The sequence below is a fragment of the Rhizobium sp. YAF28 genome, from assembly GCF_052113285.1.
GTDB lineage: Bacteria > Pseudomonadota > Alphaproteobacteria > Rhizobiales > Rhizobiaceae > Rhizobium.
Genome location: NZ_JBFRCX010000006.1, coordinates 227,226 through 251,156 on the forward strand (window position 1 = coordinate 227,226; position 23,931 = coordinate 251,156).

The 23,931-nt window shown below is 60.4% G+C and carries 22 protein-coding genes; 3 read left to right on the forward strand and 19 right to left on the reverse strand.

Features of this window, described 5'->3' with window-relative positions; genetic code table 11:
• Window positions 1-40: 40 nt before the first annotated feature.
• From AB4Z13_RS15725 to yajC, 5 genes are all read right to left on the reverse strand, one after another.
• A complete protein-coding gene (locus tag AB4Z13_RS15725; protein WP_007813572.1) occupies window positions 41-508 on the reverse strand; it encodes a hypothetical protein in 468 nt (155 codons plus the stop codon).
• Between the two features lie 69 nt (window positions 509-577).
• On the reverse strand, window positions 578-1,432 hold the full coding sequence (locus AB4Z13_RS15730; RefSeq protein ID WP_439014838.1) for a phytoene/squalene synthase family protein: 855 nt from the start codon (window positions 1,430-1,432) through the stop codon (window positions 578-580).
• On the reverse strand, window positions 1,429-1,815 hold the full coding sequence (locus AB4Z13_RS15735) for an Mth938-like domain-containing protein (protein ID WP_007813576.1): 387 nt from the start codon (window positions 1,813-1,815) through the stop codon (window positions 1,429-1,431). The genes AB4Z13_RS15730 and AB4Z13_RS15735 overlap by 4 nt, the downstream gene beginning before the upstream one ends.
• Window positions 1,816-1,819: 4 nt before the next feature.
• Window positions 1,820-4,339: a protein translocase subunit SecDF gene (secDF, locus tag AB4Z13_RS15740; protein ID WP_439014837.1), complete on the reverse strand. Its 2,520-nt coding sequence runs from the start codon at window positions 4,337-4,339 to the stop codon at window positions 1,820-1,822.
• 43 nt (window positions 4,340-4,382) lie between these two features.
• Complete coding sequence (gene yajC / locus AB4Z13_RS15745; RefSeq protein ID WP_439014836.1) at window positions 4,383-4,730, reverse strand: preprotein translocase subunit YajC; 348 nt, start codon at window positions 4,728-4,730, stop codon at window positions 4,383-4,385.
• A 209-nt stretch (window positions 4,731-4,939) separates the two neighbouring features.
• On the opposite strand from yajC, the gene AB4Z13_RS15750 reads away from it, so the two are divergent.
• A complete protein-coding gene (locus AB4Z13_RS15750; RefSeq protein WP_113322426.1) occupies window positions 4,940-5,812 on the forward strand; it encodes an ATP-binding protein in 873 nt (290 codons plus the stop codon).
• A 132-nt stretch (window positions 5,813-5,944) separates the two neighbouring features.
• Here AB4Z13_RS15750 and AB4Z13_RS15755 read toward each other — a convergent pair whose 3' ends face one another.
• The 13 genes from AB4Z13_RS15755 to AB4Z13_RS15815 all read right to left on the reverse strand — a co-directional run bounded on the left by AB4Z13_RS15755 (window position 5,945) and on the right by AB4Z13_RS15815 (window position 21,575).
• Window positions 5,945-7,558, reverse strand: a complete 1,614-nt coding sequence (locus tag AB4Z13_RS15755) for a peptidoglycan DD-metalloendopeptidase family protein (RefSeq protein WP_113322427.1) — start codon at window positions 7,556-7,558, stop codon at window positions 5,945-5,947.
• 162 nt (window positions 7,559-7,720) lie between these two features.
• Window positions 7,721-8,374, reverse strand: a complete 654-nt coding sequence (locus tag AB4Z13_RS15760; protein WP_442206269.1) for a protein-L-isoaspartate(D-aspartate) O-methyltransferase — start codon at window positions 8,372-8,374, stop codon at window positions 7,721-7,723.
• The gene (gene surE, locus AB4Z13_RS15765) at window positions 8,371-9,144 is read right to left on the reverse strand and encodes a 5'/3'-nucleotidase SurE (protein WP_439014834.1); all 774 of its coding nucleotides are present in this window, start codon (window positions 9,142-9,144) and stop codon (window positions 8,371-8,373) included. The genes AB4Z13_RS15760 and surE overlap by 4 nt, the downstream gene beginning before the upstream one ends.
• 4 nt (window positions 9,145-9,148) lie before the next feature.
• On the reverse strand, window positions 9,149-10,432 hold the full coding sequence (serS, locus tag AB4Z13_RS15770; protein WP_439014833.1) for a serine--tRNA ligase: 1,284 nt from the start codon (window positions 10,430-10,432) through the stop codon (window positions 9,149-9,151).
• A gap of 94 nt (window positions 10,433-10,526) precedes the next feature.
• Window positions 10,527-11,354 carry a twin-arginine translocase subunit TatC gene (gene tatC / locus AB4Z13_RS15775; protein ID WP_439014831.1) on the reverse strand — a complete coding sequence of 276 codons (828 nt, stop codon included), beginning with the start codon at window positions 11,352-11,354 and terminating at the stop codon, window positions 10,527-10,529.
• Complete coding sequence (tatB, locus tag AB4Z13_RS15780; protein ID WP_439014830.1) at window positions 11,351-11,992, reverse strand: Sec-independent protein translocase protein TatB; 642 nt, start codon at window positions 11,990-11,992, stop codon at window positions 11,351-11,353. The genes tatC and tatB overlap by 4 nt, the downstream gene beginning before the upstream one ends.
• Window positions 11,993-12,043: 51 nt before the next feature.
• Complete coding sequence (locus tag AB4Z13_RS15785; protein WP_007813596.1) at window positions 12,044-12,235, reverse strand: twin-arginine translocase TatA/TatE family subunit; 192 nt, start codon at window positions 12,233-12,235, stop codon at window positions 12,044-12,046.
• 183 nt (window positions 12,236-12,418) lie between these two features.
• The gene (gene scpB, locus AB4Z13_RS15790; protein WP_113322433.1) at window positions 12,419-13,141 is read right to left on the reverse strand and encodes an SMC-Scp complex subunit ScpB; all 723 of its coding nucleotides are present in this window, start codon (window positions 13,139-13,141) and stop codon (window positions 12,419-12,421) included.
• Complete coding sequence (locus tag AB4Z13_RS15795; RefSeq protein WP_439014829.1) at window positions 13,138-13,998, reverse strand: segregation and condensation protein A; 861 nt, start codon at window positions 13,996-13,998, stop codon at window positions 13,138-13,140. Before AB4Z13_RS15795 ends, scpB begins: the two co-directional genes overlap by 4 nt.
• A 25-nt stretch (window positions 13,999-14,023) precedes the next feature.
• Window positions 14,024-15,037, reverse strand: a complete 1,014-nt coding sequence (gene nagZ / locus AB4Z13_RS15800) for a beta-N-acetylhexosaminidase (protein ID WP_439014828.1) — start codon at window positions 15,035-15,037, stop codon at window positions 14,024-14,026.
• Window positions 15,038-15,145: 108 nt separating this feature from the next.
• Window positions 15,146-18,475: an SPOR domain-containing protein gene (locus AB4Z13_RS15805; protein WP_439014827.1), complete on the reverse strand. Its 3,330-nt coding sequence runs from the start codon at window positions 18,473-18,475 to the stop codon at window positions 15,146-15,148.
• Window positions 18,476-18,537: 62 nt separating this feature from the next.
• Window positions 18,538-20,295 (reverse strand): arginine--tRNA ligase, encoded by a 1,758-nt coding sequence (gene argS, locus AB4Z13_RS15810; protein ID WP_439014826.1) that lies wholly within the window; start codon window positions 20,293-20,295, stop codon window positions 18,538-18,540.
• A 62-nt stretch (window positions 20,296-20,357) separates the two neighbouring features.
• On the reverse strand, window positions 20,358-21,575 hold the full coding sequence (locus AB4Z13_RS15815; protein ID WP_113325717.1) for a deoxyguanosinetriphosphate triphosphohydrolase: 1,218 nt from the start codon (window positions 21,573-21,575) through the stop codon (window positions 20,358-20,360).
• A 220-nt stretch (window positions 21,576-21,795) separates the two neighbouring features.
• Here AB4Z13_RS15815 and erpA point away from each other — a divergent pair, with 220 nt between their 5' ends.
• Together erpA and xth are read left to right on the forward strand one after the other, a co-directional pair.
• Window positions 21,796-22,128, forward strand: coding sequence for an iron-sulfur cluster insertion protein ErpA (erpA, locus tag AB4Z13_RS15820; protein WP_007815592.1), 333 nt, complete (start codon window positions 21,796-21,798; stop codon window positions 22,126-22,128).
• A 130-nt stretch (window positions 22,129-22,258) separates the two neighbouring features.
• The gene (xth, locus tag AB4Z13_RS15825; protein WP_113325716.1) at window positions 22,259-23,050 is read left to right on the forward strand and encodes an exodeoxyribonuclease III; all 792 of its coding nucleotides are present in this window, start codon (window positions 22,259-22,261) and stop codon (window positions 23,048-23,050) included.
• Between the two features lie 75 nt (window positions 23,051-23,125).
• Here xth and exoR read toward each other — a convergent pair whose 3' ends face one another.
• The gene (gene exoR / locus AB4Z13_RS15830; protein ID WP_113325715.1) at window positions 23,126-23,929 is read right to left on the reverse strand and encodes an exopolysaccharide production regulator ExoR; all 804 of its coding nucleotides are present in this window, start codon (window positions 23,927-23,929) and stop codon (window positions 23,126-23,128) included.
• Between the last annotated feature and the right edge of the window lie 2 nt (window positions 23,930-23,931).

Genomic DNA, 23,931 nt, shown 5'->3' on the forward strand with positions numbered 1-23,931 from the left:
TTTTCTTCGGTTTACGGGAATGCCCTATGTTTTGTTTTGACTAATGGCCGTTTGCGGCGGACGAATTCGGCGCAGGCAATTCCTTATCCGGCTCGGCGATATAGTTGCCGAGCAGCCAGAGCGACACTTCCGACGCCTCCTTGGCCGAAGCAAACTCGTAAGTGCCGTTGTGATGGGGCGCATTGATAAATTCGATGCTCAGCCCCCTGCCGGTTTCAGAAGCCAAAACCCGCACAGTACCGGGCTCGATCAGATGGCAGGCGAAGTGGCGCGACATGTTGCGCATGAAGCCGGCCTTGTTGTCATGCAGACGCACGAAGACGGCCTGACCGTCAACGGTCGCCTGAAGCTGGCGGATCGCTTCATTGGGGAATGCGCGCCCAAACTCGATGATGGCAAGGCCCGTGTCATGCAGGCCATCTTCCTTGTTCTGAGCAGCCATGCGCGTAGCCACGAAGGCGAAGAAGATGACGATGGCGAAAAGAACGCACCAGACGATAATGCCCACGCGGATTCTCCGTTTAGAATGGGGTTATGCCTGACATAACGCGCGAGACTTGCGCGAGTTTGACCGTTGTCAGATTTTCTTGCGCATGCCGGCAAATGCCATGCGCATCTGACGGCGCCATTGCGGCTCTTGCAGCGAGGTTTCCAGAACAGCCGCACCGCGCTTCTGTGCCTTCACCAGCACCGGTTCCGCAAGCGCAACCGGCAGGAAGGCGGGCAGCACAGATGGCGGCAGGGCAGACGCCCTCGCCTTGGCAAGGTGATCGCGGCCGAGCCCGGCAAACGCTTCGATGGCTGCAGAGATGCGCGGCTTGTCCGCACCAGCCAGGAAGGTCTCCCGGTCGAGGCCCGTCGCCGAGAGAATTTCGAGCGGGATATAGACCTGGCCACGGCGTTGATGGAGCGGCATCAGCAACAGCATGCCGGAAATGGCCTGCGCCACGCCGGCATGACCGGCCGCATCTGCAGATTTCATCGCCTCTTCCGGGGAAAGGATGAGGCCTGCAAGCTGGATAAGTGCTGAGGCTGTTTCGCCTGCATAGCCTTCCAGCACGGTTCGACTTTCCATCGGGTCGTCGTAGAGATCGAATATTCGCGCCTCTATCATATTGACGAGCGTCTGGCGTGGAAGCCGGTGCGTCTCGACGGCCGAAAGAAGGGCTGCCGCGAGCGGATTGGCCTCGGTCGAACCATGTGCATTGCCTTCCAGAAGGTCGCGCCAATATTGCATGCGGATCTCGCCGGGCAGCGGCTCGTGCACGAGGTCGCGGATACGCGCGAGTTCGGCGTTGAAGGCATAGAGGGCGGCGAGCGCACCGCGCTTGTCATCAGGCGACAGCAGGCAGGCGAGGTAGCGATCGCGATCGATGTCGCGCAGCATCGCCAGGCTGATCTCCTGGTTCGTCTTCGGATCGGCCATGTTCAAACCGCAATCAGGGCGGCGGCGACGGCGCGCTGTTCGGAGAGCATGATGTTGAAGGTGCGCACGGCAGCACCCGTGCTCATTGGATCGGAAGAGATACCCCGTGCCTTGAGAGCAGCACGCAACTCCTGGGGCAGGCGGCGAAGCTCCGTGCCCGTGCCGACGAGCAGCACTTCGATATCGGCGGCTTCATCAAGCACACGGCGGAAATTTTCCACCGACAGCGGCTTCGTCATGTCCATATCCCAGCCGTGGATGCCCGATGGCAGGCAGAGGATGGAGCCGCGATGCGACATATCCGCAAAGCGGAAGCCGCCATTGCCATAGGTGTCGATGGGAGCGCGGCCCGGGAAATGGGCGTCGCGGATTTCAATGCCTTTTGCCATGTATCTATACCGCCGGCTTGCCGGATTTCATGCTGATATCGCCCTCGTCCTCGCCACCGCTCTCCCGGCGCAGCCGGAAGATGATGAGAACGGGCGCGGCTATATAGATGGAGGAGAATGTTCCGAGCGCAACGCCGAAGAGCATGGTGAAAGTGAAGGAGCGGATGACGGCGCCGCCGAAAATATAGAGTGCAAAGAGCGCAAGCAGTGTCGTGGCCGCCGTCAGAATGGTGCGCGAGAGTGTCTGGTTGATTGCCGCATCGATTAGGATCGGCAGTGGCATCTTCCTGTAGCGCTTGAGGTTTTCGCGCATGCGGTCATAAACGACGACGGTATCATTCAGCGAATAGCCGACGACGGTCAGGAGTGCTGCGACGCTCGTCAGATTGAATTCCATACCGGTCAGCACGAAGAGGCCGAGCATGATGATGACGTCGTGCAGCGTCGCAACAATTGCGCCGACCGCAAACTGCCACTCGAAGCGGATCCAGATATAGACGAGGATGGCGAATAGCGAAGCAAGGATGCCAATCGTCGCCAGCATCGTCAGTTCGCCGGAGACAGCCGGGCCGACAACCTCGACACGGCGGAAATCGTAGTCCTCGGCCAGTTCGCCGCGAATGAATGTTGCGACCGACTGCTCGGCATTTTCGCCGCCATCCTGCGAGCCAACACGGATCAGGGCGTTGGTGGCATCGCCGATGCGCTCAACGCGCACCGGTCCGAGGTTCAGTTCGTTGAGACGGGCGCTGAGATCGGCAATATCGGCATTGCCCTGCTTCGCCTTGACCTCGACCAATGAACCGCCGGTAAAGTCGATGCCGAGCTGCAGGCCTACCGTTGCGAAGGCGAGCATGGCGGCGATGCAAAGTGCTGCCGATGCCGTAAAGACATAGCGGCGAATACCCATGAAGCGGATATTGGCATGCTCGAAGAGGCCGGTCAGCGCGCTCTTCGGCAGATGGCGAGGATGGCGTCTTGCAAGCCAGGCAACCACGAAGCCGCGCGTCAGCGTGAAGGCCGTCAGGATGGTCGTGAGGATGCCGACGGCCAGCGTCACGGCAAAGCCGCGAATGGATTCGCTGCCGACAAAGAAGAGAATGACAGCGGCGATGAAGATCGTGACGTTGGCATCGACGATGGTAGCGAAAGCCCGCGAGAAGCCACGCTCGACCGCCTGGGCGAAGGTGGTATGCGGCACTCTCTCCTCTTCGCGGATGCGCTCATAGATCAGCACATTGGAATCAACGGCCATGCCGACGATCAGCACGAGGCCTGCAATGCCTGGAAGCGTCAATATCGCACCCGCAAGGCTCAACACTGCGACGATCAGCACCAGATTGAAGGCCAGCGACACGACGGCGATGATGCCGAGCATCCGGTAGAGCGCGATCATCAGCGTTGCGACGAGCACGACAGCGACAATGCCGGCGACAAGACCGGAGAAAACGGATTCCGAGCCGAAGACCGGGCTGACGGTGCGCTCTTCCACTGATGTCAGCGTCGCAGGCAGTGCGCCGGCCCGCAACATGACGGCCAGATCCTGAACGCCCTCTTCGGAGAAATTGGCTGATATCTCGCCGCTACCATCTGTGATCGGCGCTTCGATGACCGGGTTCGCCATGACTTGATCATCAAAGACGATGGCAAGATGTTTTCCCACATTGGCGGTCGTTGCCTGCGCCAGACGCTTTGCCGTCTCGGCATTCAGCCGGTAGACAATGGCGCTGTCCTGCGTTTGCGGATCGGTCTTCGTATCGACTTCGGCAAAATCAGCGCCTGTCGCTATCGCCGTGCGATCGACGAGATAGGGAACCGGCGGATCATCCAGCGAATAAAGCACCTGCGATGTCGCGGGCCAGCGGCCGGCAAGCGCCTGCTGGCCGGTCATGCTCTCATCAATGAGGTGGAAGGAGAGCGCGGCGGGTTCGTTCAGCAGGTTCTTCAGCCGTTCGGCATCGACGGAGCCTAGAACCTGTACCGCGATACGATCGTCCCCGTCAGGACGAACAGTGAAATTCTCTTTGCCGAAACCGGCGATGCGGCGGGCGACAATATCGAGCGAGCGGGTCTGCGCAGCAACCGTATCGGCATCGATCGCCTTGTCGGAGATCTGCAGCGTCAACTGGCCGTCATTGCTCTGCTGCAGCGAGACATTAGCTGAGGTCAGTGATTTCAGGAGATCGGCTGCGGCCTGAAGCTGCGCCGTATCGGTAACCTTGACCGTCACCGTCTGTGCAGTTCCGGTAAGCCCCGTATAGCGGATGCCGGCTCTACGAAGCGCATCACGAACGCTGGCAACCGTTGCCTCGAGCCGGCCACGGATAATGTCGGAGCGTTCGAGGCGGAGTACGATATGAGAGCCGCCCTGCAGATCGAGACCGAGGGTGACGCGATCCTGCCGAATCCAGCTTGGCAAGGAAGAGAGCTGCGCCTGGCTCAGGAGATTGGGCGCAGCGACGATAACTGCGACAATCGCGACCAACCAGATCAGAAGTGTCTTTAAGCGGGAAAAATGGTGCATTCTCTCGACTATCTTCCGATCCGGCGGGTGTTGCTATCGCATGTTATGCAGCGTCGGCCTTGACCGGCTCGCCCTTTACGCGGACTTCGGAAATGCCGGTGCGGACGATGCGGACGCGCACGCCTTCGGCGATTTCGACTTCGACTTCCTTCTCGTCGACAACCTTCGTGACCTTGCCAACGAGGCCGCCGCCGGTAACGATCTGGTCGCCGCGACGGATCGCCTTCAAGGTCTCTTCACGCTTCTTGGCCTGCGCGCGTTGCGGGCGGATGAGCAGGAAATACCAGACCACCATCAGCGGCACGAACAGGATGATCATTTCGAGGCCTGAGCCGCCGAAAGCACTCGTGGCGTCAGTTGCGCTCTGGGCAAATGCCGGGGTGAAAAACATGCTAAGCTCCTCAGGCTATGGGCGGCGGAACCCCGCCTCTCTTTTCAAGTCGCCGGACTATAGTTGCAGCCTTTATGAATGCAACAAAAACAGCCGGAAAGCGTACCGATTCCGCTGCCTCATAACCTTTCCGCTGTGGAAAGGCCATGCTACCCGGCATCAAAAAAGCGAAAGCGGATTATCGCTGCAATCTATCAAGGAGGCACCCGATGGCCGAAGAAATCAATAGTGTTCTGCTTCAGGAGCTGAAGAGGCTTGCGGATGCGGTCGAACGGTTGGCGGGACCGGCGCCCGCTGCCAATGACTGGAACGCCGCTGACTGTTTCGTCTGGTCCCCTGCGCGCCATTATCTGCAGCCCGTCAGGCGTCCCAATCGCGTGGCGCTAAAGCTTATCCGTGGCGTCGATCACGTGCGCGACATCCTGCACGAAAACACCGTGCGTTTTGCCGAGGGCTATGCAGCCAACAACGTGCTGCTCTGGGGCGCGCGTGGCATGGGCAAGTCCTCGCTGGTCAAGGCCGTGCATGAAGATGTGCGCCGCGAGAGCAGCGTATCGTTGAAACTCGTCGAAGTGCATCGCGAAGATATTGCCAGCCTGCCGACGCTCCTCGACCTCCTCAAGGATACGCCGCATCGCGTTATCGTCTTCTGCGACGACCTCTCCTTCGACCACGACGATACCGCCTATAAGTCGCTCAAGGCGGCGCTCGATGGGGGCGTGGAAGGGCGGCCGGACAATGTGCTGTTCTATGCCACGTCCAACCGGCGCCACCTGCTGCCGCGCCACATGATGGAAAACGAGCAGTCGACGGCAATCAATCCGTCCGAAGCTGTCGAGGAGAAGGTGTCACTCTCGGACCGCTTCGGCCTGTGGCTCGGCTTCCACAAATGCAGCCAGGAAGATTATCTGACGATGATCGATGGCTACGCCGAACACTTCAAGCTCGGCCTTGAGCGCGAGAGGATGCATGCCGAGGCGCTGGAATGGGCAACGACCCGCGGCGCCCGCTCCGGTCGCGTTGCCTGGCAATATATCCAGGATCTGGCCGGCCGCATGCGCGTCCATCTCGACCGCGCTTGAGCATTTCCTCACGCGTGTCGTTCTAGCAAAATCACTGCGGACTTTGGGCGACACGCCTAAAACGACAAAAGCCCGGCTGCTGGCCGGGCTTTTGCACTTTCCTGAGACGCTCTACCTGCTCAGAAATCTCACCTATTCAAGAAATGTCATGGGGTTGACCGGGGACGCATCCTTGCGAACCTCAAAGTGAACCTGCGGCTGCTTGACGTTGCCGCTCATGCCCGACATGGCGACCGTCTGGCCACGCTGGATCTTCTGGCCGCGGGTAACGCTCAGCGTATCGGCATTGCCGTAGACGGTGACGGTGCCGTCGTCGTGACGGACGAGAACCGTGTTGCCGAGTTCCTTCAGGCCGTTACCGGCATAGATGACAACGCCGTTTTCGGCAGCCTTGATCGCAGTCCCCTGCGGAACCGAGATATCGATGCCATCATTGCGGCTGCCGTTGACGTTGGCGCCATAGGCAGCGATCACCTGGCCGCGAACCGGCCAGCGATATTTGCCGATGCCGGTGGCTTCAGGAGCAGCAGCGCTGACATCGGACTTCTTCTCGACGTCATCGACTGTCTGCGTGGCGGCAGGGGCCTTGTAGGGCGCCGGCTGCGCGGAGGCCGTCTGGACCGGGGCGCTCGCCGGCTGGGCAGGCTTGACCTGCTCGACCTTCTGCGCCGGGATGGAGGCCGTCTTGATCGTGTCGGCAGAAGCTCCGCCGTTCGGGATCTTCAACTCCTGGCCGATGCGGATCGAGCTCGCCGACAGATTGTTGGCTGCCTTGATATCGTCGATGTTGGCGCCCGTCGCCTTGGCGATCTTGGCTAGCGAGTCACCCTGCTTGACTGTGTAGGTTCCCGCGGCACCATTCGGATTCTTGCCGCCTGCCGGAGGAGCTTTGCCCGTTGGATCTGCACTCGCGACAGTCTTGTCGCGAGCCGAATTGGCACCCGGAACGACAGCAACCTTCTGCTCCTGGCCCTTCGTCGGCTGCGGCAGGTCGCCAGGCTTGGAAAGGTCGGCGGACTGAGCTGCAGCCTTGGCAGCATTGTTGCCGCCGTTGAAGGTCGGGATGAGGATCGCCTGGCCGGGCTGCGCAGCTGAAGCCGTCTTCAGATTGTTGACACGCAGGATTTCCTTTTCCGGAACGCCGTAGCGGCGGGAAAGGACAGCGATGTTTTCACCCGGACGCAGCGTGACCGACGGAGCATTGGTCCCCGACCAGCCCGAAACCTTCGGCGTCGTGCCCGTCGTCAGCGTATCGGGAGTAACTCTCGGCGCATTCATGCCCGCCGGAGCGATGCGATCGGGCTTCGGAGCGGCTGGAAACGGCTGGGCAAGCGCAACGTCTCTTTCCCGCTGACGGGGAGAAACGGACCCTGCGCTCGGCGGCGCGAGTTCGGTGCGCTGAACGGAAACCGGTGCGGATGCCATCCGTGCGGCGGAGCCGGATGTGGCAACCGGATCATAGCTCGGGCGGCCCGGATAGGGCTGGCTCATCGTATTATTCTGAGCGTAAGACGGCTGCATGGCCGAACCACCAAGATCGGCGCGCGGCACCGGGTCGCCCTGCGGCCCGTTGAAACCCCTGCGCGGGATCGAATTCGTCGTCATCTGATCCTGCCCGGAGGAAGAAAACAGATTGCCGAAACGTGTTACATCGGAGCTGCAGCCTGTTGCTGCACTCGCCAGCAAGGCGACGACCAGAAAATTGCCGGCCGATTTCCCGAACTTCGGCGAAAGACTGAAACGCATGACTCGACCCACTTAGAACGCAACCATTTGTGAATCTATTAAAGCGCGTTAGTGTTACCATGCGGTTAAGGCGCTGGAATCAGTGCTATATTTTTGAGAACTTGATAACCATAAGTTTGCGGGCGAAAAATCATAGCCCGTCGGGCCTTGCGGGCTGCCGGTCTAGAGCTGCGAAGCAAGCCTTGGAACAATCGGCAGATAGGGAGCGTCGAAGAGCTCTTCCCGCTCGAAGCGGCTGCCGGTCTTTGTCAGCCGCACCATGCGGCATTCATTCTCGGAGATCATCAGCGGCGCAATCATGGAACCGCCGGACACCAGCTGATCGGCATAGAAGCGCGGCATGGAATTGAAAGCGGCCGTAACGAGGATGCGGTCAAAAGTGCCCTCGCCCTGCATGCCGCCGCTGCCATCGGCATGGCGGATGATGACGCTGCGCAGGCTGAGCTTTTCCATGCGGCGCTGGGCCGAAAACGTCAGCGTCTTGTAGCGATCGACCGTCAGCACGCGTTCTGCAATGCGACCGATAACCGCCGCGGTAAAGCCGCTGCCCGTGCCGATCTCGAGTACGCGCTGACCGGGGCGGACCTTCAGGTGATGCAAAAGACGGACGGCGAAATCGACGCCCTCCAGAAATGAGCCGCACTCGATCGGGATCGTGCGGCTGGAATAGGCGTTCTCGGTAAATTGCGGCGGGACGAAAAGCGAGCGCGGCGTCTGCTCGACAGCCGTCAGCAAATCGATGTCGGAAATGCCTTCCGCGCGCAATCTCAAGACCAGCGCTGCGAAGCCTTCCTTCTCGGCCAGTTTTGCCGTCAACCCTTTACTCCGCGTCCGAGGGCCCGCGCCACGCGGTCCGTCACGGAATAATCGGTCAGATCAAGTTTCAAAGGTGTTACCGAAATCTTATTATGCTTGAGGGCGTGAATATCGCTGCCCTCGGTAAAGGCGCCGGCGCGTTCGCCGAATTTCAGCCAGTAATAGGGGAAGCCACGACCATCCGTGCGCGCATCGACCTGCAGGTTGAAGGCAAGCTTGCCTTGCGCGGTCACTTCAACGCCCTCGACTTCATCGGGACGACAGTTCGGGAAGTTGAGGTTCAGGAAGGTGCCTTCAGGAAGATCGACCGTCATCAGCTTTTCGAGCAGCGCCGGAGCGTGAGCCTCGCACACCTCCCAGGGCAGGATGCGGGCACCGTCATCATAGATATAGGCCTGACTGAGGGCGAAGGAGCGCACGCCCTGCATCGTGCCTTCGATGGCGCCGGCGATGGTGCCGGAATAGGTCACGTCGTCGGCGACGTTGGAGCCGGAGTTAACGCCGGACAAGACGAGGTCCGGCTTGATATCCAGCACCTGCTTGATGCCCATGATGACGCAATCGGTCGGCGTGCCGCGGAGCGCATAGTGTTTGTCGGAAATCTTCCGGAGCCGCAACGGCTCCGAAAGGCTGAGCGAATGCGCAAGGCCGCTCTGGTCGGTTTCGGGGGCGACAATCCAGACATCGTCAGAAAGCGCCCTTGCGATCCGTTCCAGCGCACCCAAGCCTTCGGCATGGATACCGTCGTCATTCGTCAGCAGGATGCGCATGGTCTCAAGCCGCCCGTTCGATCTTCGTCAGGCCGCCCATATAGGGCTGCAAAACGTCCGGAATCGTGACCGAACCATCCTCGTTCAGATAATTTTCCAAGACCGCGATCAGGCAGCGGCCGACAGCCGTACCGGAGCCGTTCAGCGTATGAACGAACTTCGTTGCCCTGTCGTCCTTGCCGCGATAGCGCGCGTTCATGCGCCGCGCCTGGAAGTCGCCGCAGACGGAGCAGGACGAAATCTCGCGGAACGTATTCTGGCCCGGCAGCCAGACTTCGAGGTCGTAGGTCTTGCGCGAGCCGAAGCCCATATCGCCCGTGCAGAGCGTCATCGTGCGGAAATGCAGACCGAGGCGCTTCAACACTTCTTCGGCACAGGCCGTCATGCGCTCATGTTCGGCGAGCGAGCTCTCGGCGTCGGTGATCGAGACCAGCTCGCACTTCCAGAACTGGTGCTGGCGCAGCATGCCACGGGTATCGCGGCCGGCAGATCCCGCCTCCGAACGGAAGGATGGCGTAAGAGCAGTGAAGCGCAGCGGCAGCTTTTCCTGATCGAGGATTTCTTCACGAACCAGGTTGGTCAGCGTCACTTCCGCGGTCGGGATGAGGTAACGACCATCCGTCGTCTTGAAGAGATCTTCCTCGAACTTCGGCAGGTTGCCGGTGCCGAACAGTGCCTCGCCCCGCACCATCAACGGCGAAGACACTTCGGTATAGCCGTGTTCGGTTGTGTGGAGGTCGATCATGAACTGGCCGAGCGCGCGTTCCAGCTTGGCGAGCGGCCCGGTCAGCACCGTGAAGCGCGAACCGGAGAGCTTGGTGGCACGTTCGAAATCCATATAGCCGAGGGCTTCGCCTATTTCGAAATGCTCCTTCGGCGCGTGGTTCCAGCGCGGCCTTTCGCCGACGATACGCGTTACGACATTGTCGTGCTCGTCCTTGCCGACAGGCACCTCATCGAGCGGCACGTTCGGGATGCGCGAAAGCTGGTCGTTGAGCTCGGCGGAAAGTGCACGCTCTTCCTCTTCGGCAGCCGGCAGAGTTTCCTTGATCTCGGCGACCTCGCCCTTCAGCTTGTCGGCAAGCTCGGCGTTCTTCTGCGCCATGGCCGCACCGATCTCCTTGGAGGCGGTGTTGCGGCGGGACAGCAGATCCTGCGCCTTCTGCACGGCGGAGCGGCGCTTCTCGTCAAGGGCGATGAGAGATTGCGACTGAGGCTCCGCTCCGCGCTTTGCAAGGGCGGCATCGAGGGCCTCGGGATTCTCACGGATCCATTTGATATCGAGCATCGTCGTTCCAGATCGTTTCAACAGGAATGAACCGGTCGGAGAAAACCCCGACCGGATGGGAAACGGCAGAACTCAGTGAAATGTCCTGATGCGCTCAGACGCTGTCCGTCTTGGCGACGTCAGAGGATTCGCTGGCCTCTTCAAGCGCCTGTTTGGAACGCTGACGCTCCACGAGTCGTGCCGCGTAGATGGAAATCTCGTAGAGAAGGATCGTCGGCAGCGCAAGGCCGATCTGGGACATGGGATCGGGCGGCGTCAGCACCGCGGCTACGACGAAGGCAAGCACGATCGCAAACTTGCGCTTTTCAGCCAGCCATTGCGACGTGAGAAGACCGACGCGGGCCAGAAGCGTGGTGATGACCGGGAGCTGGAAGACGAGGCCGAAGGAAAAGACCAGCGTCATGATGAGGCTCAGATATTCCGAAACCTTCGGCAAAAGCGAGATTGCCACTTCGTCATGGCCCGGTGCCTGCTGCATCGACAGGAAGAACCACATGACCATCGGCGTGAAGAAGAAATAGACCAGCGCGCCGCCCATGAGGAACAGGATCGGCGATGCGATCAGGAACGGCAAAAAGGCCTGGCGTTCGTTCTTGTAGAGGCCGGGAGCAACGAACTTGTAGATCTGTGCTGCGATGATCGGGAAAGCAATCACAAGACCGCCGAACATGGCGACCTTGACTTGCGTGAAGAAGAATTCCTGCGGCGCGGTGTAGATGAGCTGGGCTTTCTCGACATCGAGATGAGCCCAGCCGACAGCGAGCTTATAGGGATAGACCAGATAGTTGAAGATGTGCTTGGCGAAGATGAAGCACGCGATGAAGGCAATGAAGAAGGCTGCGATCGACCAGATCAGCCGCGTGCGCAGCTCCATCAGGTGCTCGATCAATGGCTGCGGCTTGTCTTGTGTGTCACCGCTCATGCCTCATCCTTCTTCTTTTTGGCGGCCGGCTTTGCGACAGCGGCCGGCTTCTTTGTCGCGGCAGCGCGCTTCGGCTTCTCGACCGGTGCCGCGACTAATGCAACGGCATCAGCCTTGTCTGCAGCCTTCACGCGCGGCTTGCGCACGGCCTTCGGCTTTTCGGCCACGGCGACCGGAACAACGGTGGCGGCAGCGACCGGCTGCGGCGCAGGAACGACCGGCGGTGTTTCCGGCAGGCTCATGGACGGCGCCGGCACGGAAACTTCCGCAGGCGGCACTTCCGTCGCAGTCTCGGCGCCCTGCTCTAGCGGGCGCTGTTCTGCCGGCTTCTCGACCTTCGTCGAATTCTGCAGGTCGGCTTTGATCTCGTTGCCCATCTGGCGCAGCGGGTTCATCGCCTCGCGCAGGCTGTTGACCGGGTTGAGTTTCTGGGCGTCGCTGATCGTGCTACGCACGTCGTCAAGCTCGGCTTCGCGAAGCGCTTCGTCGAACTGGGCACGAAACTCGCCCGCGACCTTGCGGGCACGTGCCGTCATCTTGCCGAAAGCGCGCAGCATCGGTGGCAGATCCTTGGGACCGACAACCACGATCAGAACGACCGCGATAACCAAAAGTTCGGTCCAGCCAATATCGAACATGCAAGGCTCCTGAACGGGCGGCGCGGGGGCAGCGCCCTTTCCCGTACGTGATTACTTCGTTTCGTCGGCCTTGTGATCGACGGTCTTTGCTGCTTCCGGCGCGTCTTCGTCCGTCATGCCCTTCTTGAAGCTCTTGATGCCCTTGGCAACGTCGCCCATCAGTTCCGGGATCTTGCCGCGACCGAACAACAAAAGCACGATGGCCAGAACGATCAGCCAGTGCCACATGCTAAAAGAACCCATTACCCATACTCCCTGTTGCGATGTTCCCTCGATGTAAGAATTTCCAATACGGTTTCCAACATCAATCCTTCTGGATTGAGCTTAATGTCACGGTATCGGCCTTTGTGACAAGTCATTCATCCATCGAAAAGTCGTGATTGACATTGTTTTGCGCGGGCGTGGCAAAAGCAAGACCAAGCTTCGTTATTCCTCGGACGCGCCGCCGGGGGCCAGCAGTCCGAGTTCCTCGAGATCCATCTGGGTGATCGGATCCTCATCCTCGGTCAGTTCGTCGTTCATGAGGGGCGAAGGAATATTGAAATTGGCGGGGATGCGGCCGGACAGGAGGCCGGCACCCTTCAGCTCTTCGAGGCCCGGCAGGTCGCGCAATTCCTCAAGGCCGAAATGGTCGAGAAAATCTCGCGTCGTGCCGAGCGTAACAGGCCGGCCCGGCGTGCGGCGACGGCCACGGAAACGCACCCAGCCCGCCTCCATGAGAACGTCGAGAGTGCCGCGGGAGGTCTGGACACCTCTGATGTCTTCGATCTCGGCGCGCGTCACCGGCTGGTGATAGGCAATGATCGCAAGCACTTCGAGTGCTGCACGAGAGAGTTTCTTGACCTCGTTCTCGTCGCGGCGGATGACGAAGGAAAGATCTGCCGCCGTGCGGAAGGCCCAGGCGCTGTCGACCTGCACAAGATTGACGCCGCGCGGCGCGTACTGCTCCTTCAGGCGCAGCATGATCTCATGCGCGTTAAATCCCTTTGGCAGACGTTCGGTGATGAAGCCTTCGGATACCGGCTGGGCGGAGGCGAAAACCAACGCTTCAGCTATGCGCTCAGCCTCTATTTCAGCCTGCAGATCGCGGACAATGCCCTCGCCTTCCCCGTCTTCGCCTTCAAAGTCATCGTCTTGCGCGTCGATCAATCCGACTGCTCCTGTTCGACCACTTGCAAGGTGGCATGTTTCGGGCCGCGGCGCATATAGATCGGCTGGAAGGCGCCGTCCTGGCGTATTTCGAGCTTCCCTTCGCGCACTAGCTCCAGCGAGGCGGCAAATGCGCTGGCTACGGCAGTGACGCGCTCGGCGGGACTGGCGAGATAACGCAGCAGATATTGTTCGAGCACTGTCCAGTCGACGATGTCGCCGATCAACTGGGTCAGCAGTTCACGGGCATCGGTAAGCGACCAGACATTGCGGCGCTCGATCGTCACCTGGGTGATCGCGTGGCGCTGGCGCAACGCCGCATAGGCGCTCAGGAGGTCGTAGAGGTTGGCAACATAATCGGACTGCTGGCGATCCGGGATATGCTCCGGCGCGCCGCGGACAAAAATATCCCGGCCGAGCCGGTTGCGGTTGACAAGACCGTCGGCCACCTGGCGCATCGCTTCCAACCGCTTCAGGCGAAAGGCGAGCGTTGCAGCCATCTCCTCACCTGAAGGGCCGTCGTCCTTCACCTGCTGGGGGATCAGCAGTCGCGATTTCAGGTAAGCGAGCCAAGCCGCCATGACCAGATAATCGGCGGCGAGCTCGATGCGGATACGCCGCGCGCTTTCGACGAACTGCAGATACTGCTCTGCAAGGGCCAGGACGGAAATGCGCGACAGATCGACCTTCTGGTTGCGAGCCAGATAAAGCAGGAGATCGAGCGGGCCTTCGAAGCCAGCGACGTCGATGACGAGTGCCGGCTCATGAGTAGCGCGCTCGGCGCCATTCTCCTGCCACAGCTTGTCCATCGGCGTTGCCGCCGCCTGAGACCGCTCCGTGCCCTTGATCGTGTTCACCCTACCCTACCTTTCAGGCCCCTGCTCACGCTGTCGCAAACATCGCGTCGAATTCTGCTCTTATCGCTGCCTCGTCCGTAGCATCGGCCGTCGGGAAACCTTCCTCGACCAGTCGTGCCCGCTCGCGCGCAAGACCTGTCAGCGGCGGAACATTTGCCACGACCTCACGCATCTCGTCCATATAGCCGTTGCAGTGCAGCACGATATCACAGCCGCCTGCAATGATATTCGCCGCTCGTTCGCCGATTGTGCCGGCAAGCGCGTTCATCGAGGTATCGTCCGACAACAGCAGTCCCTTGAAGCCGATCTCGGTGCGGATCACCTCATCGATCACCTTGCGGGAGGTGGTGGCCGGATTATCCGGGTCGATGGCCGTGAAGACGACATGGCAGGTCATCGCCATCAATTCGTCCTTCATGGCAACGAAGGGCGGGAAGTCGTGGGCTTCCAGCTCCTCGCGCGACACCGTTACGACGGGCAGCTCCAGATGCGAATCCGCAAAACCGCGCCCATGCCCCGGCATGTGCTTCATGACCGGCAGCAGGCCGCCGGCTTTCAGCCCCGCGGCTGCGGCCCGCCCCATTTCCGTGACGGTGACGGGATCGCCGCCATAAGCCCTGTTGCCGATAACGTTGCTGCTGCCTTCGACCGGTACGTCCAATACCGGCAGGCAATCGACATTGACGCCAAACCTCTGGAGATCGAAGGCATGCAGGCGCGACATCAGCCAGGCGGCGCGCAGCCCAAGCGCCCGGTCGCGGCGATAGAGATCGCCAAGCGCCTGTCCCGGCGGATAATGCTGCAGGATCGGCGGGCGGATGCGCTGGACGCGGCCGCCTTCCTGATCGATCAGCACGGGCGCGTGCCAACCGACGCATTGGCGCAGCTCGGCAACGAGATCGCTGATCTGCTGGGCTTCGGAAATATTTCGTCCGAAAAGGATGAAGCCCCAAGGGCGTTCAGCCTTGTAGAAGGCCTTCTCTTCATCGGTCAGCTTAAGGCCGCTGCAGCCGAGGATCATTGCTTTTGATTCGGTCATACTCGAATCATAAGGGCCACCCCGCGAATTGCGAGCAAGCTCAAGCGCGATCCCACAAAAAAGAACGGCGGGACAAGCCCGCCGCTCCGATAAGACTAGCCAGAAAGCTCAGCGCGAGATGAGGCAGCTTCCACCGGCAGAGCGATACTGCTCGCAAAGGGCGGCAGCTTCATCCTTCGAGCCGGCCGGGATGCGGACGCGGTAGAAAGTGCCCTTACCGGCAATATCGGCCTTACGGATTTCGTAAGCACGGCCACCGAGCACGCCAGCGAACTTCTTCGACAGGCTGGCGTAGGACTTCTTTGCTTCATCCTCTGACGGCAGCGATGCGATCTGGATGCCGTAGCCACCGCTTGCGGCGGTCGGAGCCTGCTGTGACGGCGGGGCAGCGGCTGCTGCCGGCGCGGAAGCGACCTGTGTCGGTTTCTGCTGAGCCGTCGGGCGGACATTGCCGTTTTCGGTTACCGTGCCGACGACATTGACCGGCTGTTCGGCCGGGCGAGCCGTTGGGACGGGCGCTGTATCGGTCGGCGCAGCCGACGCTGTATCGGTGATCGGTGTCGTCTTGACTGCGCGAACCGGCGGATCAACCTGATTTGCGTTGGCAGCGTTCACCTCAGCCACCTTAGCCGTCTGAGCCGGCTGGGCTGCAGGCGTCGTTCCGACAGGCGGAAGAGCGGTGGACGCGACCTGATTGCCGTTGCTTGCCGGGAAGCTTGCAGCAGACGGCGTCGCTGCCGGCTGGGCTGCGGGCGTTGCCGATGCCACCTCATTGGCCGGTGCGGATTGCTCGACAGGTGCCGGCTCCTCGCGGGCAACGAGCGTGCCGTCCGGCTTGACGATCATCGTGCGGACCTTGCGCGGCGAGACGGACGGTGTCGCATCGTCATCGGCAGCGGACGCGTCCGCGGTCGCGTTGTGGTCGGGCAGCAAGCGCGGATCCTGCGTCTCGCCGACGGCAGTCGGCAGCACGGAATCGCCATTGCCTTCATCGTCATCAGGCGAGACTTCAGGCGTCAGCGTGCGTTGAACGACATCGACCGGCTGTTCGTCGGAGGAGACCAGAGCCTTCTGCTTCGGCTCTTCGGCGGCACCTGCGACACGATCATAGACGGCCTTGTCCTGGTTCGGCACGGTCTTGCCGCCCGGATTTTCGGGAGCGACCTTCACCGGATCCTTGTCGGCAGTAATGACGCGCGGCTCGCCGGAGCCGGCGATGCTGAGGCCGGCACCGTTGGACACCCAGCTGTAGACGCCGTAAGCGCCACCGGCAAAAACGACCAGCATGGCGGCTGCAGCCAGCAGGCGGCGCATGGAGCGAGCGCGGTTGAAATCGGCAGTCTGGCTTGCGGATTCGATATGGACTTCGGAAACGTTCTCGCGGCGCTCGACCGGCTCGCGCACACTGCGGCGGAAGTCCTCTTCCAGCGCGCGTTCGAAATCATCAAGACCGTCGGCGAAGGCGGTGCTTGCCGGTTTGACCGCAGCGGCAGCCGATGCAGCAGCGGCCGGAGGCGCCCAGGCAGGGGCGACCGGCGCTTTTTCCTGCCGCTTGGCAGGCTCGAAGAAGCTTGCGATCTCGGCATCGAGATCGAAATCGAAATCCGCGGTCTTTGTGACCGGCTCCGTATGCTCGACAGGCGGCAGGGTCGGAACATGCATATCCTCGACCGTCTCGGGACGTTCTTCCGGATCGGAGATCATCGAGGGATCGAAGGGCAGATCATCGGTGGATTCGTTTGCCGGCGCCGGCTTGGCGTAGCTCACCGGAGCAGGCTGCGGCTCCGGCACGAAAACCGGTGCGGATTGCGGCTGCGGACGCGGCGCAGGCTGCGCTGCGACCAAGGGTGCTGCACGCACGGGCTCGGGCTTCGGCTGCGGAGCCGGCTGCTCAGAGAAATCGAGATCGGCGAGCTCCAGCTCGATGCCGGCGAGATCCAGTTCGAAATCGTGGCCGGCGAAGGGATCTTCGGCCTCCAGTTCCGGCTGACGCGCGACGACCGGCGCTGGCGCGATAGGCTGCGACACCGGCTCTATCGGCTCCCGAACGACCGCTTCGGGTTGACGAAGAACGGGCGTCGCACGGCTCATCGGCACAGGCGCAATCACCGTCGGCTGAGCCGGTGCACGAGCAACGGGCGCTTCGAAGACAGGCGCTTCGAAGATAGGGGCCTCAAAGACGGGCGCATCAAAGACGGGGGCCCGGAAAACAGGCGCGGCAGGAGCCGAGACCGGCTGCGGCACCGGTGGCGTGGCAACAGTCTCAGGCGTCGCGGCAACAGGTTCGGACACGACGGAGGCACCAGCACGCTGCGGCACGGGATAACGGGAAACATCCGCCAGAAGATCGTCGAGATCAAAGGCATCCGTATCAAAGGCTGACTCCGGCGGCGCCTCCGTCAAGGCTGCATCGGCATGGACGTCACCTTCGGCGGTCGCAGCAATCAGATCGAAACCGGCATTGTCGGGCTCGGTCGGCTCTTCGAAGGCAGCAACATCTTCGAACGTCGCGACAGGCTCTTCAGGGAGGGCGACTTCTTCGTGGCGATCAATCTCGGCCGGAAAACCGAAGGAGGCCGCAACCGGCTCGAAATCTGCCGCTTCAACCGCGGCGACCGCCAGAGGCTCTTCAATTACCTCAGGCGCAACCACTTCGGGTTCGACCGTCAATTCCGGTTCGGCAACAAACTCGGGCTCGTCGACCAAGGCTTCAACCGGAGCCTGAGCCGGCTCAATAACAGTTGTATCGACAACTGGTGTCTCGACGACCGGCTCTTCACGACGCGGCGCGTGAAAATTGGCGAGTGGCAGACGAATGCTGGCAGCCGACCACTGCGGCGCCTTCGCCGGCGACTGAACGGCCGGAGCGACAGGAAGAGCGCCGCCGATCGAAAGCTCAAGCTCTTCGATCAGATCGCGGGCGCCACCATAGGCCGTCAAGGTAACCGGAGGTTCTGCGGAAACAGCGACAGGCTTTGACGGAGCGGGAGCCCAGTCGGTGGCGACAGGCGCTTCCCATTCGGCTGCGACCGGCTCAGGCGCGGCTACTTCGGGAGCTATGGCAGTTTCCGTAGAAAATTCGGGCTTGACGACAGGCGTCTCGAAATCGGACATAACCGACGGCGCGAGCTCCTCGCCTATGGAGGGCACGTCCTCGTGGACTGGCTCGGCATAGTCGTAGGTTTCGACTTCCTGAGCGATTGGCTCGGCCGGATGATCGAGATCAGCCAGGGGACGCGGCGCATCGTAACGCTCGAACTCACGGAGAAGCTCGTCCTCGAGATTGAGGACCGGCTCCTGCCGCTGAGGCTCATCTACAGTATTGGCCGCAATTCGAGGTTCAAAGCCGACGATACGAGCAAGTTCAGCCAACGGATCATCGTCGGCAAACATATCGTCTTTACCGCGCGTGTCATACGCAAGTCGTTTATCAGCCATGCCCATCCCACTCAAAAAACGCAAACACTTCAATGCCAGCGCATTGTGGGGAAATGGTGACGTTATCGCATTTCGTCCGGTGCGGCAGTACCTGTAATGGCAAGTCCCGACTTCAAAACCGACGCGACAGCGTACACCAGCCCAAGTCTGGCAATACTTGATTCTCGGTTCTTATCGTTAACAAATCGTAATTCAGTCTGATCTTTACCTTTGTTCCAGTGGGCATGGAAGGCGCTGGCAAGATCATAAAGGTAAAATGCGATGCGATGCGGCTCCTGAGATTGGGCTGCACTTTCGACGATACGCGGGAATTCTGCAGCCTTGGCAATCAGCTGCAATTCGGCAGAATCCGTAATGCTTGCAACGGATTGCGCCAAAAGCTCCGGTGTCGGGGCGAGATCCGGGAAGGCTTCCTTCGCCTGCCGGAAGACGGACATGCAGCGGGCATGCGCATACTGCACGTAGAAGACCGGATTATCTTTGGATTGTTCCGTTACTTTGGCGAAATCGAAGTCCAACGGCTCCGAGTTCTTGCGGTAAAGCATCATGAAACGGACCGAATCACGCCCGACTTCTTCGACGACATCGCGCAATGTGACAAAATCGCCCGAGCGCTTCGACATCTTCACCGGCTCACCGTCACGGTAGAGCTTGACGAGCTGGCAGAGCAGCACCGTCAGCTTCGCCTTACCGTCGGAAACGCCGCGCGCAACCGCCTCGAGACGCTTGACGTAGCCACCATGGTCGGCGCCGAGCACATAGATCATCTCGTCGAAGCCGCGGTCAAACTTGTTCTTGAAGTAGGCAAGGTCGGCAGCGAAATAGGTATAGGAACCGTCCGACTTGATCAGCGCACGGTCGATATCGTCACCGACTTCAGTCGAGCGGAAGAGCGTTTGTTCGCGGTCTTCCCAATCCTCAGGAAGCTGGCCCTTCGGTGGCGGCAGCGTGCCCTTGTAGACATAGCCCTTGAAGGTCAGGTCGTTGATCGCCGTGCGAATGGCAGCCGCGCCGTTGGCATGCAGCGTGCGCTCGGAGAAGAAGATATCGTGGTGGACGTTGAGAGCGGCCAGATCCTCGCGGATCATCACCATCATCATCTCGATGGCGCGATTCTTGACGATCGGCATCCACTGCTCTTCCGGCATGTTGTGCAGGCGCACGCCATATTCGGCAGCGAGCGATTCTCCGACCGGGACCAGATAGTCGCCGGGATAGAAACCTGACGGAATCTCGCCGATCTTCTCGCCGAGCGCCTCGCGGTAACGCAGGAAGACGGAACGAGCGAGCACATCGATCTGCGAGCCGGCATCGTTGATGTAATATTCCTTGACGACATCGTAGCCGGCAAAGGCAAGCAGGTTTGCCAGCGCGTCACCGACGACGGCGCCGCGGCAATGACCGACATGCATGGGGCCCGTCGGGTTGGCCGAGACATATTCGACGTTGACCTTCTTGCCCTGCCCCAGGCCCGAGCGGCCGTAGCCGGTGCCTGACTGGATCATCGAGGCAAGCAGGCGCTGCCAGTAGCCGACGGAGAGCCTGATATTGATGAAGCCCGGGCCGGCAACCGAAACCTCGGCGACGTCGGTGTCTTCCTGCAGCTTGGCAATGATGATTTCGGCAAGCGCGCGCGGATTGGTGCCAAGCGGCTTGGCAAGCACCATGGCGGCGTTGGTCGCCACATCGCCGTGGCTCGCATCACGCGGCGGCTCGACTGCAATGCGACCGAAATCGAGCTCGGATCGCTTTTCCTTGACCAGATCGAGCTGTTCAAGGGCGTTTTTAATCCTGGCTTCAAAATCGGTAAAAAGGTTCATCGCATTCTTCCATGCACAGGCCGTGCCAACGGGTTTGCCGGCGGCTGCCGGGCGCCCGCTGCCTATCGCAAATCCGGAGTGTGGTCAAACAATCGCCTGTGGGCACTGATGGCATAAGTATCCGTCATGCCGGCCAGATAATCGCCGACATGCCGCGCTTTCGGCGCATCGGAAAGGCCGGCGATATGGTCGACCCAATAATGGCTTTGCATCTCCTTGGGATTGGCCATGTAGGCGCCGAAGAGATCCTTGACGATCTGGGCGGCACCAGCGCGGATGCGCATAATATCTGCATTCCGGTAGATGCGCTTGAAGAGCATCGCCTTGATCTGCCTGTCGGTCTCGGCCATCTCATCCGAAAAGGTCGCAATCACATGATCCGCCTTACGGATATCATCGGCACTCTGCGGTTTCAGCTCTGCCAGGCGCTTCTGCGCCACACCGATGACATCCTCAACCATGCGCGTGATCTGGCGGCGCATGATTTCATGCGTGAAGCGGCTCGGCTCCAGATGCGGGTAGCGCTCCCTTACCTCGGCCATTAGCCCGGCAAGGAACGGAATTTCCTCCAGCATCTCGAAATTCAGGTAGCCCGAGCGCAGACCGTCATCGATGTCGTGGGTATTGTAGGCGATATCATCAGCAATCGCTGCTGCCTGGGCTTCCAGGCTCGCATAGCTCGCAAGTTCCAGATCGTGCAGCTCGCAATAATCAAGAATCGGCTGCGGCACCGGTCCACGCGTGCCGACGCCATCGGCCGTCAGCAGCGGACCATTGTGCTTGACGAGGCCTTCGAGGCTTTCCCAGGTCAGATTGATGCCGTCGAATTCGGCATAACGCCGCTCGAGTTTGGTGACGATGCGCAAGGATTGGGCATTGTGATCGAATCCGCCATAGGGCAGCAGTTCTTCATGCAGCGCATCCTCGCCGGTATGGCCGAAGGGCGTATGGCCGAAATCGTGGACGAGCGCCACGCCCTCGGCCAAGTCCTCGTCAGCCTTCAGGGCGCGGGCAAGCGCGCGGGCAATCTGTGCTACCTCTATCGTGTGTGTCAGGCGCGTGCGGTAATGGTCGCCGTCCTGGGCGATGAAAACCTGCGTCTTATGCTTCAGCCGGCGAAAGGCGGTCGTATGGATGATGCGATCGCGGTCTCGCTGGAAATCGGAACGCGTCGGGCTGCCGCTCTCGTGATAGAGACGCCCGCGCGAGTTCCATGGATCTGCCGCATAAGCCGCCCGTTCGCCATAACCGAAACCCAATGCATGCCTGTCGAAGCTCATTCTTCACCGTCACTAACGCGTTGTAGCCTTGCCCATTGACGCGGCTATCCGCTCTTCATACCTATAGCTTACAGAAACGGCAAAGAGGCGCTTCATTGTCCGCTTCGCCAGATCCTGTCCTTTACCGAAGGAACATGATAAGTTTCTTTGATATCATGCGTTTGAATATCAAACGCCGAAAAAGAATTCTCTCCGGATCTTGACCCCGGCAGGAGGAAGAATGACTGAAGTGAATGTAACCCTTTCCGATGCCGCGGCAAAGCGTATTGCCGCTATCGTCGGCAGCGATCCCGGCAAGAGCGCGCTGCGCGTCTCCGTCGAAGGTGGTGGCTGTTCCGGCTTTTCCTACAAGTTCGATCTTGTGGATGGCGCAGCTGACGACGATATCGTCGTCGAGAAGAATGATGCCAAGGTGCTGATCGACAGTCTCTCGCTAGTCTACATGGCAGGCTCCGAGATTGATTTCGTCGACAACCTGCTCGGCCAGTCCTTCCAGATCAAGAATCCGAATGCGGTGGCAAGCTGCGGCTGCGGCACCAGCTTCGCGATCTGATCCAAGAACGACTTTGAACGACTTTCCATTGATAACCGGCCGAAGATTTTCTTCCGGCCGGTTTCTTGTCTTGTCCTCTGACGCGGGAGCGAGATAAAAGAGCGTTCAGCACAGAGAGCAGGATGAAGCCATGAAGATCGCGACTTGGAACATCAATGGCGTCAAGGCGCGTATCGACAACCTCACGCAATGGCTGAAGGATTCCAGTCCTGATATCGTCTGCCTGCAGGAAATCAAGACGGTCGACGAAGGCTTCCCGCGGCTGGAAATCGAGGCGCTCGGTTACCATGTCGAAACGCATGGACAGAAGGGCTTCAACGGCGTTGCCATTCTTTCCAAGAGCTCACCATCCGAAGTCAATCGCGGCCTGCCGGGCGATCCGCTCGATGAGCAGGCGCGTTTTCTCGAAGCCGTCTTCTCCTTGCCCGGCAACAAGGTGGCGCGCGTCTGCTGCCTCTACCTGCCGAACGGCAACCCGCCGGAAACGGAAAAATACCCCTACAAGCTCGCCTGGATGGAACGGCTGCGCAAGTTCGCGGCCGAGCGCCTTGAATACGAGGAAATTTTCATTCTGGCCGGCGACTACAATGTCATTCCCGAGCCGCATGACTGCTTCGACCCGAAGGTCTGGGAAAGCGATGCACTCTTCCTGCCGCAGACGCGCCAAGCCTTCCGCCGGCTGGAAAATCTCGGTCTCGCCGATGCGGTGCGTTCGGCAACCGATGCGACGGCGCTCTATTCCTTCTGGGATTATCAGGCCGGCGCCTGGCCGAAGAACAACGGCATCCGCATCGACCATTTGATGCTGTCGCCGGAAGCCGCCGACCGCATGACGTCAGCGGCCATCGAAAAGCATGTGCGTGCCTGGGAAAAGCCGTCGGACCACGTGCCCGTCGTCGCTTACTTCGATTTCGCTGCCTGAGATTTAAAGCACTTCCGTTTTACGCAATTCCGGACGCAAAACCGCTAAGCACTTTTGCTGTAATTGCTCGAAAACTCAATCGTCCGAGCCGCTCGCAATCGTGTGCGACAGGGATACGGCCGTGCGCCGATCCGCTTCGCTGGCGATCGAGAAGGCATCTTCCTGAAGCGATTGCATCCAGCTGCAATCCTTCGGCTTACAGCGATCGAGAGCCGCCGTCATCAGCGCGAGACCGCGAGCAGACTGGCCTTCATCGAAGAGGATGTTGCCGAAGACCGCCATGGCGCCGGGATGGCCGCTCTTGCGGGCCTGATTGAGCCATTTCTTGGCCTGATTGACATTGGCGCTACCGCCCTCGCCAGCCAGCATCATCTGCGCTAGCTGGAACTGCGCCTCGGGAACGCCGAAGGTGGAGGCAACCTGGAAATAGAGCTGGCGGGCCTGATTGAGATCGATCTTCACCGGGCTGCCGGAAATGCCGTGCTTGTAGTAGTTGGCAAGCGACAGCAGCGCGTTGATGAAGAAGCCGGTATCCTCCGAGCCAGGCTCCACGCCCTGCTGTGCAATCTCGCTGTAGATCTTGAAGGCCTCGAAATCGTCCTGCGCGACACCGTCGCCGTCAGCATACATATTGGCGAGCGCCCAGCGCGAACCGGTGTGGCCCTTTTCGGCGGCGTATTTATAGGCCTCGACCGCCTCTTCCTTCTGACCGTTCTTGTAAGCTTTGAAACCGAATTTGAAGAGATCGAAGGGCCCCGATTCCTTCGTCACGCCCGTCTTGATGTCGAATGCCAGGACCGGACAGGCCAGGGCCAGCGAAACGGCCATCGACATGCTGAGCAGCATGAATTTGAACAATCTGAACTCGGACGTTACCATCT

Excerpts from the sequence above, each read along its gene's own strand:
- AB4Z13_RS15735 (WP_007813576.1), bottom strand. The coding sequence starts at position 1,815 with ATGGCAAAAGGCATTGAAATCCGCGACGCCCATTTCCCGGGCCGCGCT.
- secDF (WP_439014837.1), bottom strand. The coding sequence starts at position 4,339 with ATGCACCATTTTTCCCGCTTAAAGACACTTCTGATCTGGTTGGTCGCG.
- yajC (WP_439014836.1), bottom strand. The coding sequence starts at position 4,730 with ATGTTTTTCACCCCGGCATTTGCCCAGAGCGCAACTGACGCCACGAGT.
- AB4Z13_RS15750 (WP_113322426.1), top strand. The coding sequence starts at position 4,940 with ATGGCCGAAGAAATCAATAGTGTTCTGCTTCAGGAGCTGAAGAGGCTT.
- AB4Z13_RS15755 (WP_113322427.1), bottom strand. The coding sequence starts at position 7,558 with ATGCGTTTCAGTCTTTCGCCGAAGTTCGGGAAATCGGCCGGCAATTTT.
- surE (WP_439014834.1), bottom strand. The coding sequence starts at position 9,144 with ATGCGCATCCTGCTGACGAATGACGACGGTATCCATGCCGAAGGCTTG.
- serS (WP_439014833.1), bottom strand. The coding sequence starts at position 10,432 with ATGCTCGATATCAAATGGATCCGTGAGAATCCCGAGGCCCTCGATGCC.
- tatC (WP_439014831.1), bottom strand. The coding sequence starts at position 11,354 with ATGAGCGGTGACACACAAGACAAGCCGCAGCCATTGATCGAGCACCTG.
- tatB (WP_439014830.1), bottom strand. The coding sequence starts at position 11,992 with ATGTTCGATATTGGCTGGACCGAACTTTTGGTTATCGCGGTCGTTCTG.
- AB4Z13_RS15785 (WP_007813596.1), bottom strand. The coding sequence starts at position 12,235 with ATGGGTTCTTTTAGCATGTGGCACTGGCTGATCGTTCTGGCCATCGTG.
- nagZ (WP_439014828.1), bottom strand. The coding sequence starts at position 15,037 with ATGACCGAATCAAAAGCAATGATCCTCGGCTGCAGCGGCCTTAAGCTG.
- AB4Z13_RS15805 (WP_439014827.1), bottom strand. The coding sequence starts at position 18,475 with ATGGCTGATAAACGACTTGCGTATGACACGCGCGGTAAAGACGATATG.
- argS (WP_439014826.1), bottom strand. The coding sequence starts at position 20,295 with ATGAACCTTTTTACCGATTTTGAAGCCAGGATTAAAAACGCCCTTGAA.
- AB4Z13_RS15815 (WP_113325717.1), bottom strand. The coding sequence starts at position 21,575 with ATGAGCTTCGACAGGCATGCATTGGGTTTCGGTTATGGCGAACGGGCG.
- erpA (WP_007815592.1), top strand. The coding sequence starts at position 21,796 with ATGACTGAAGTGAATGTAACCCTTTCCGATGCCGCGGCAAAGCGTATT.
- xth (WP_113325716.1), top strand. The coding sequence starts at position 22,259 with ATGAAGATCGCGACTTGGAACATCAATGGCGTCAAGGCGCGTATCGAC.
- exoR (WP_113325715.1), bottom strand. The coding sequence starts at position 23,929 with ATGGTAACGTCCGAGTTCAGATTGTTCAAATTCATGCTGCTCAGCATG.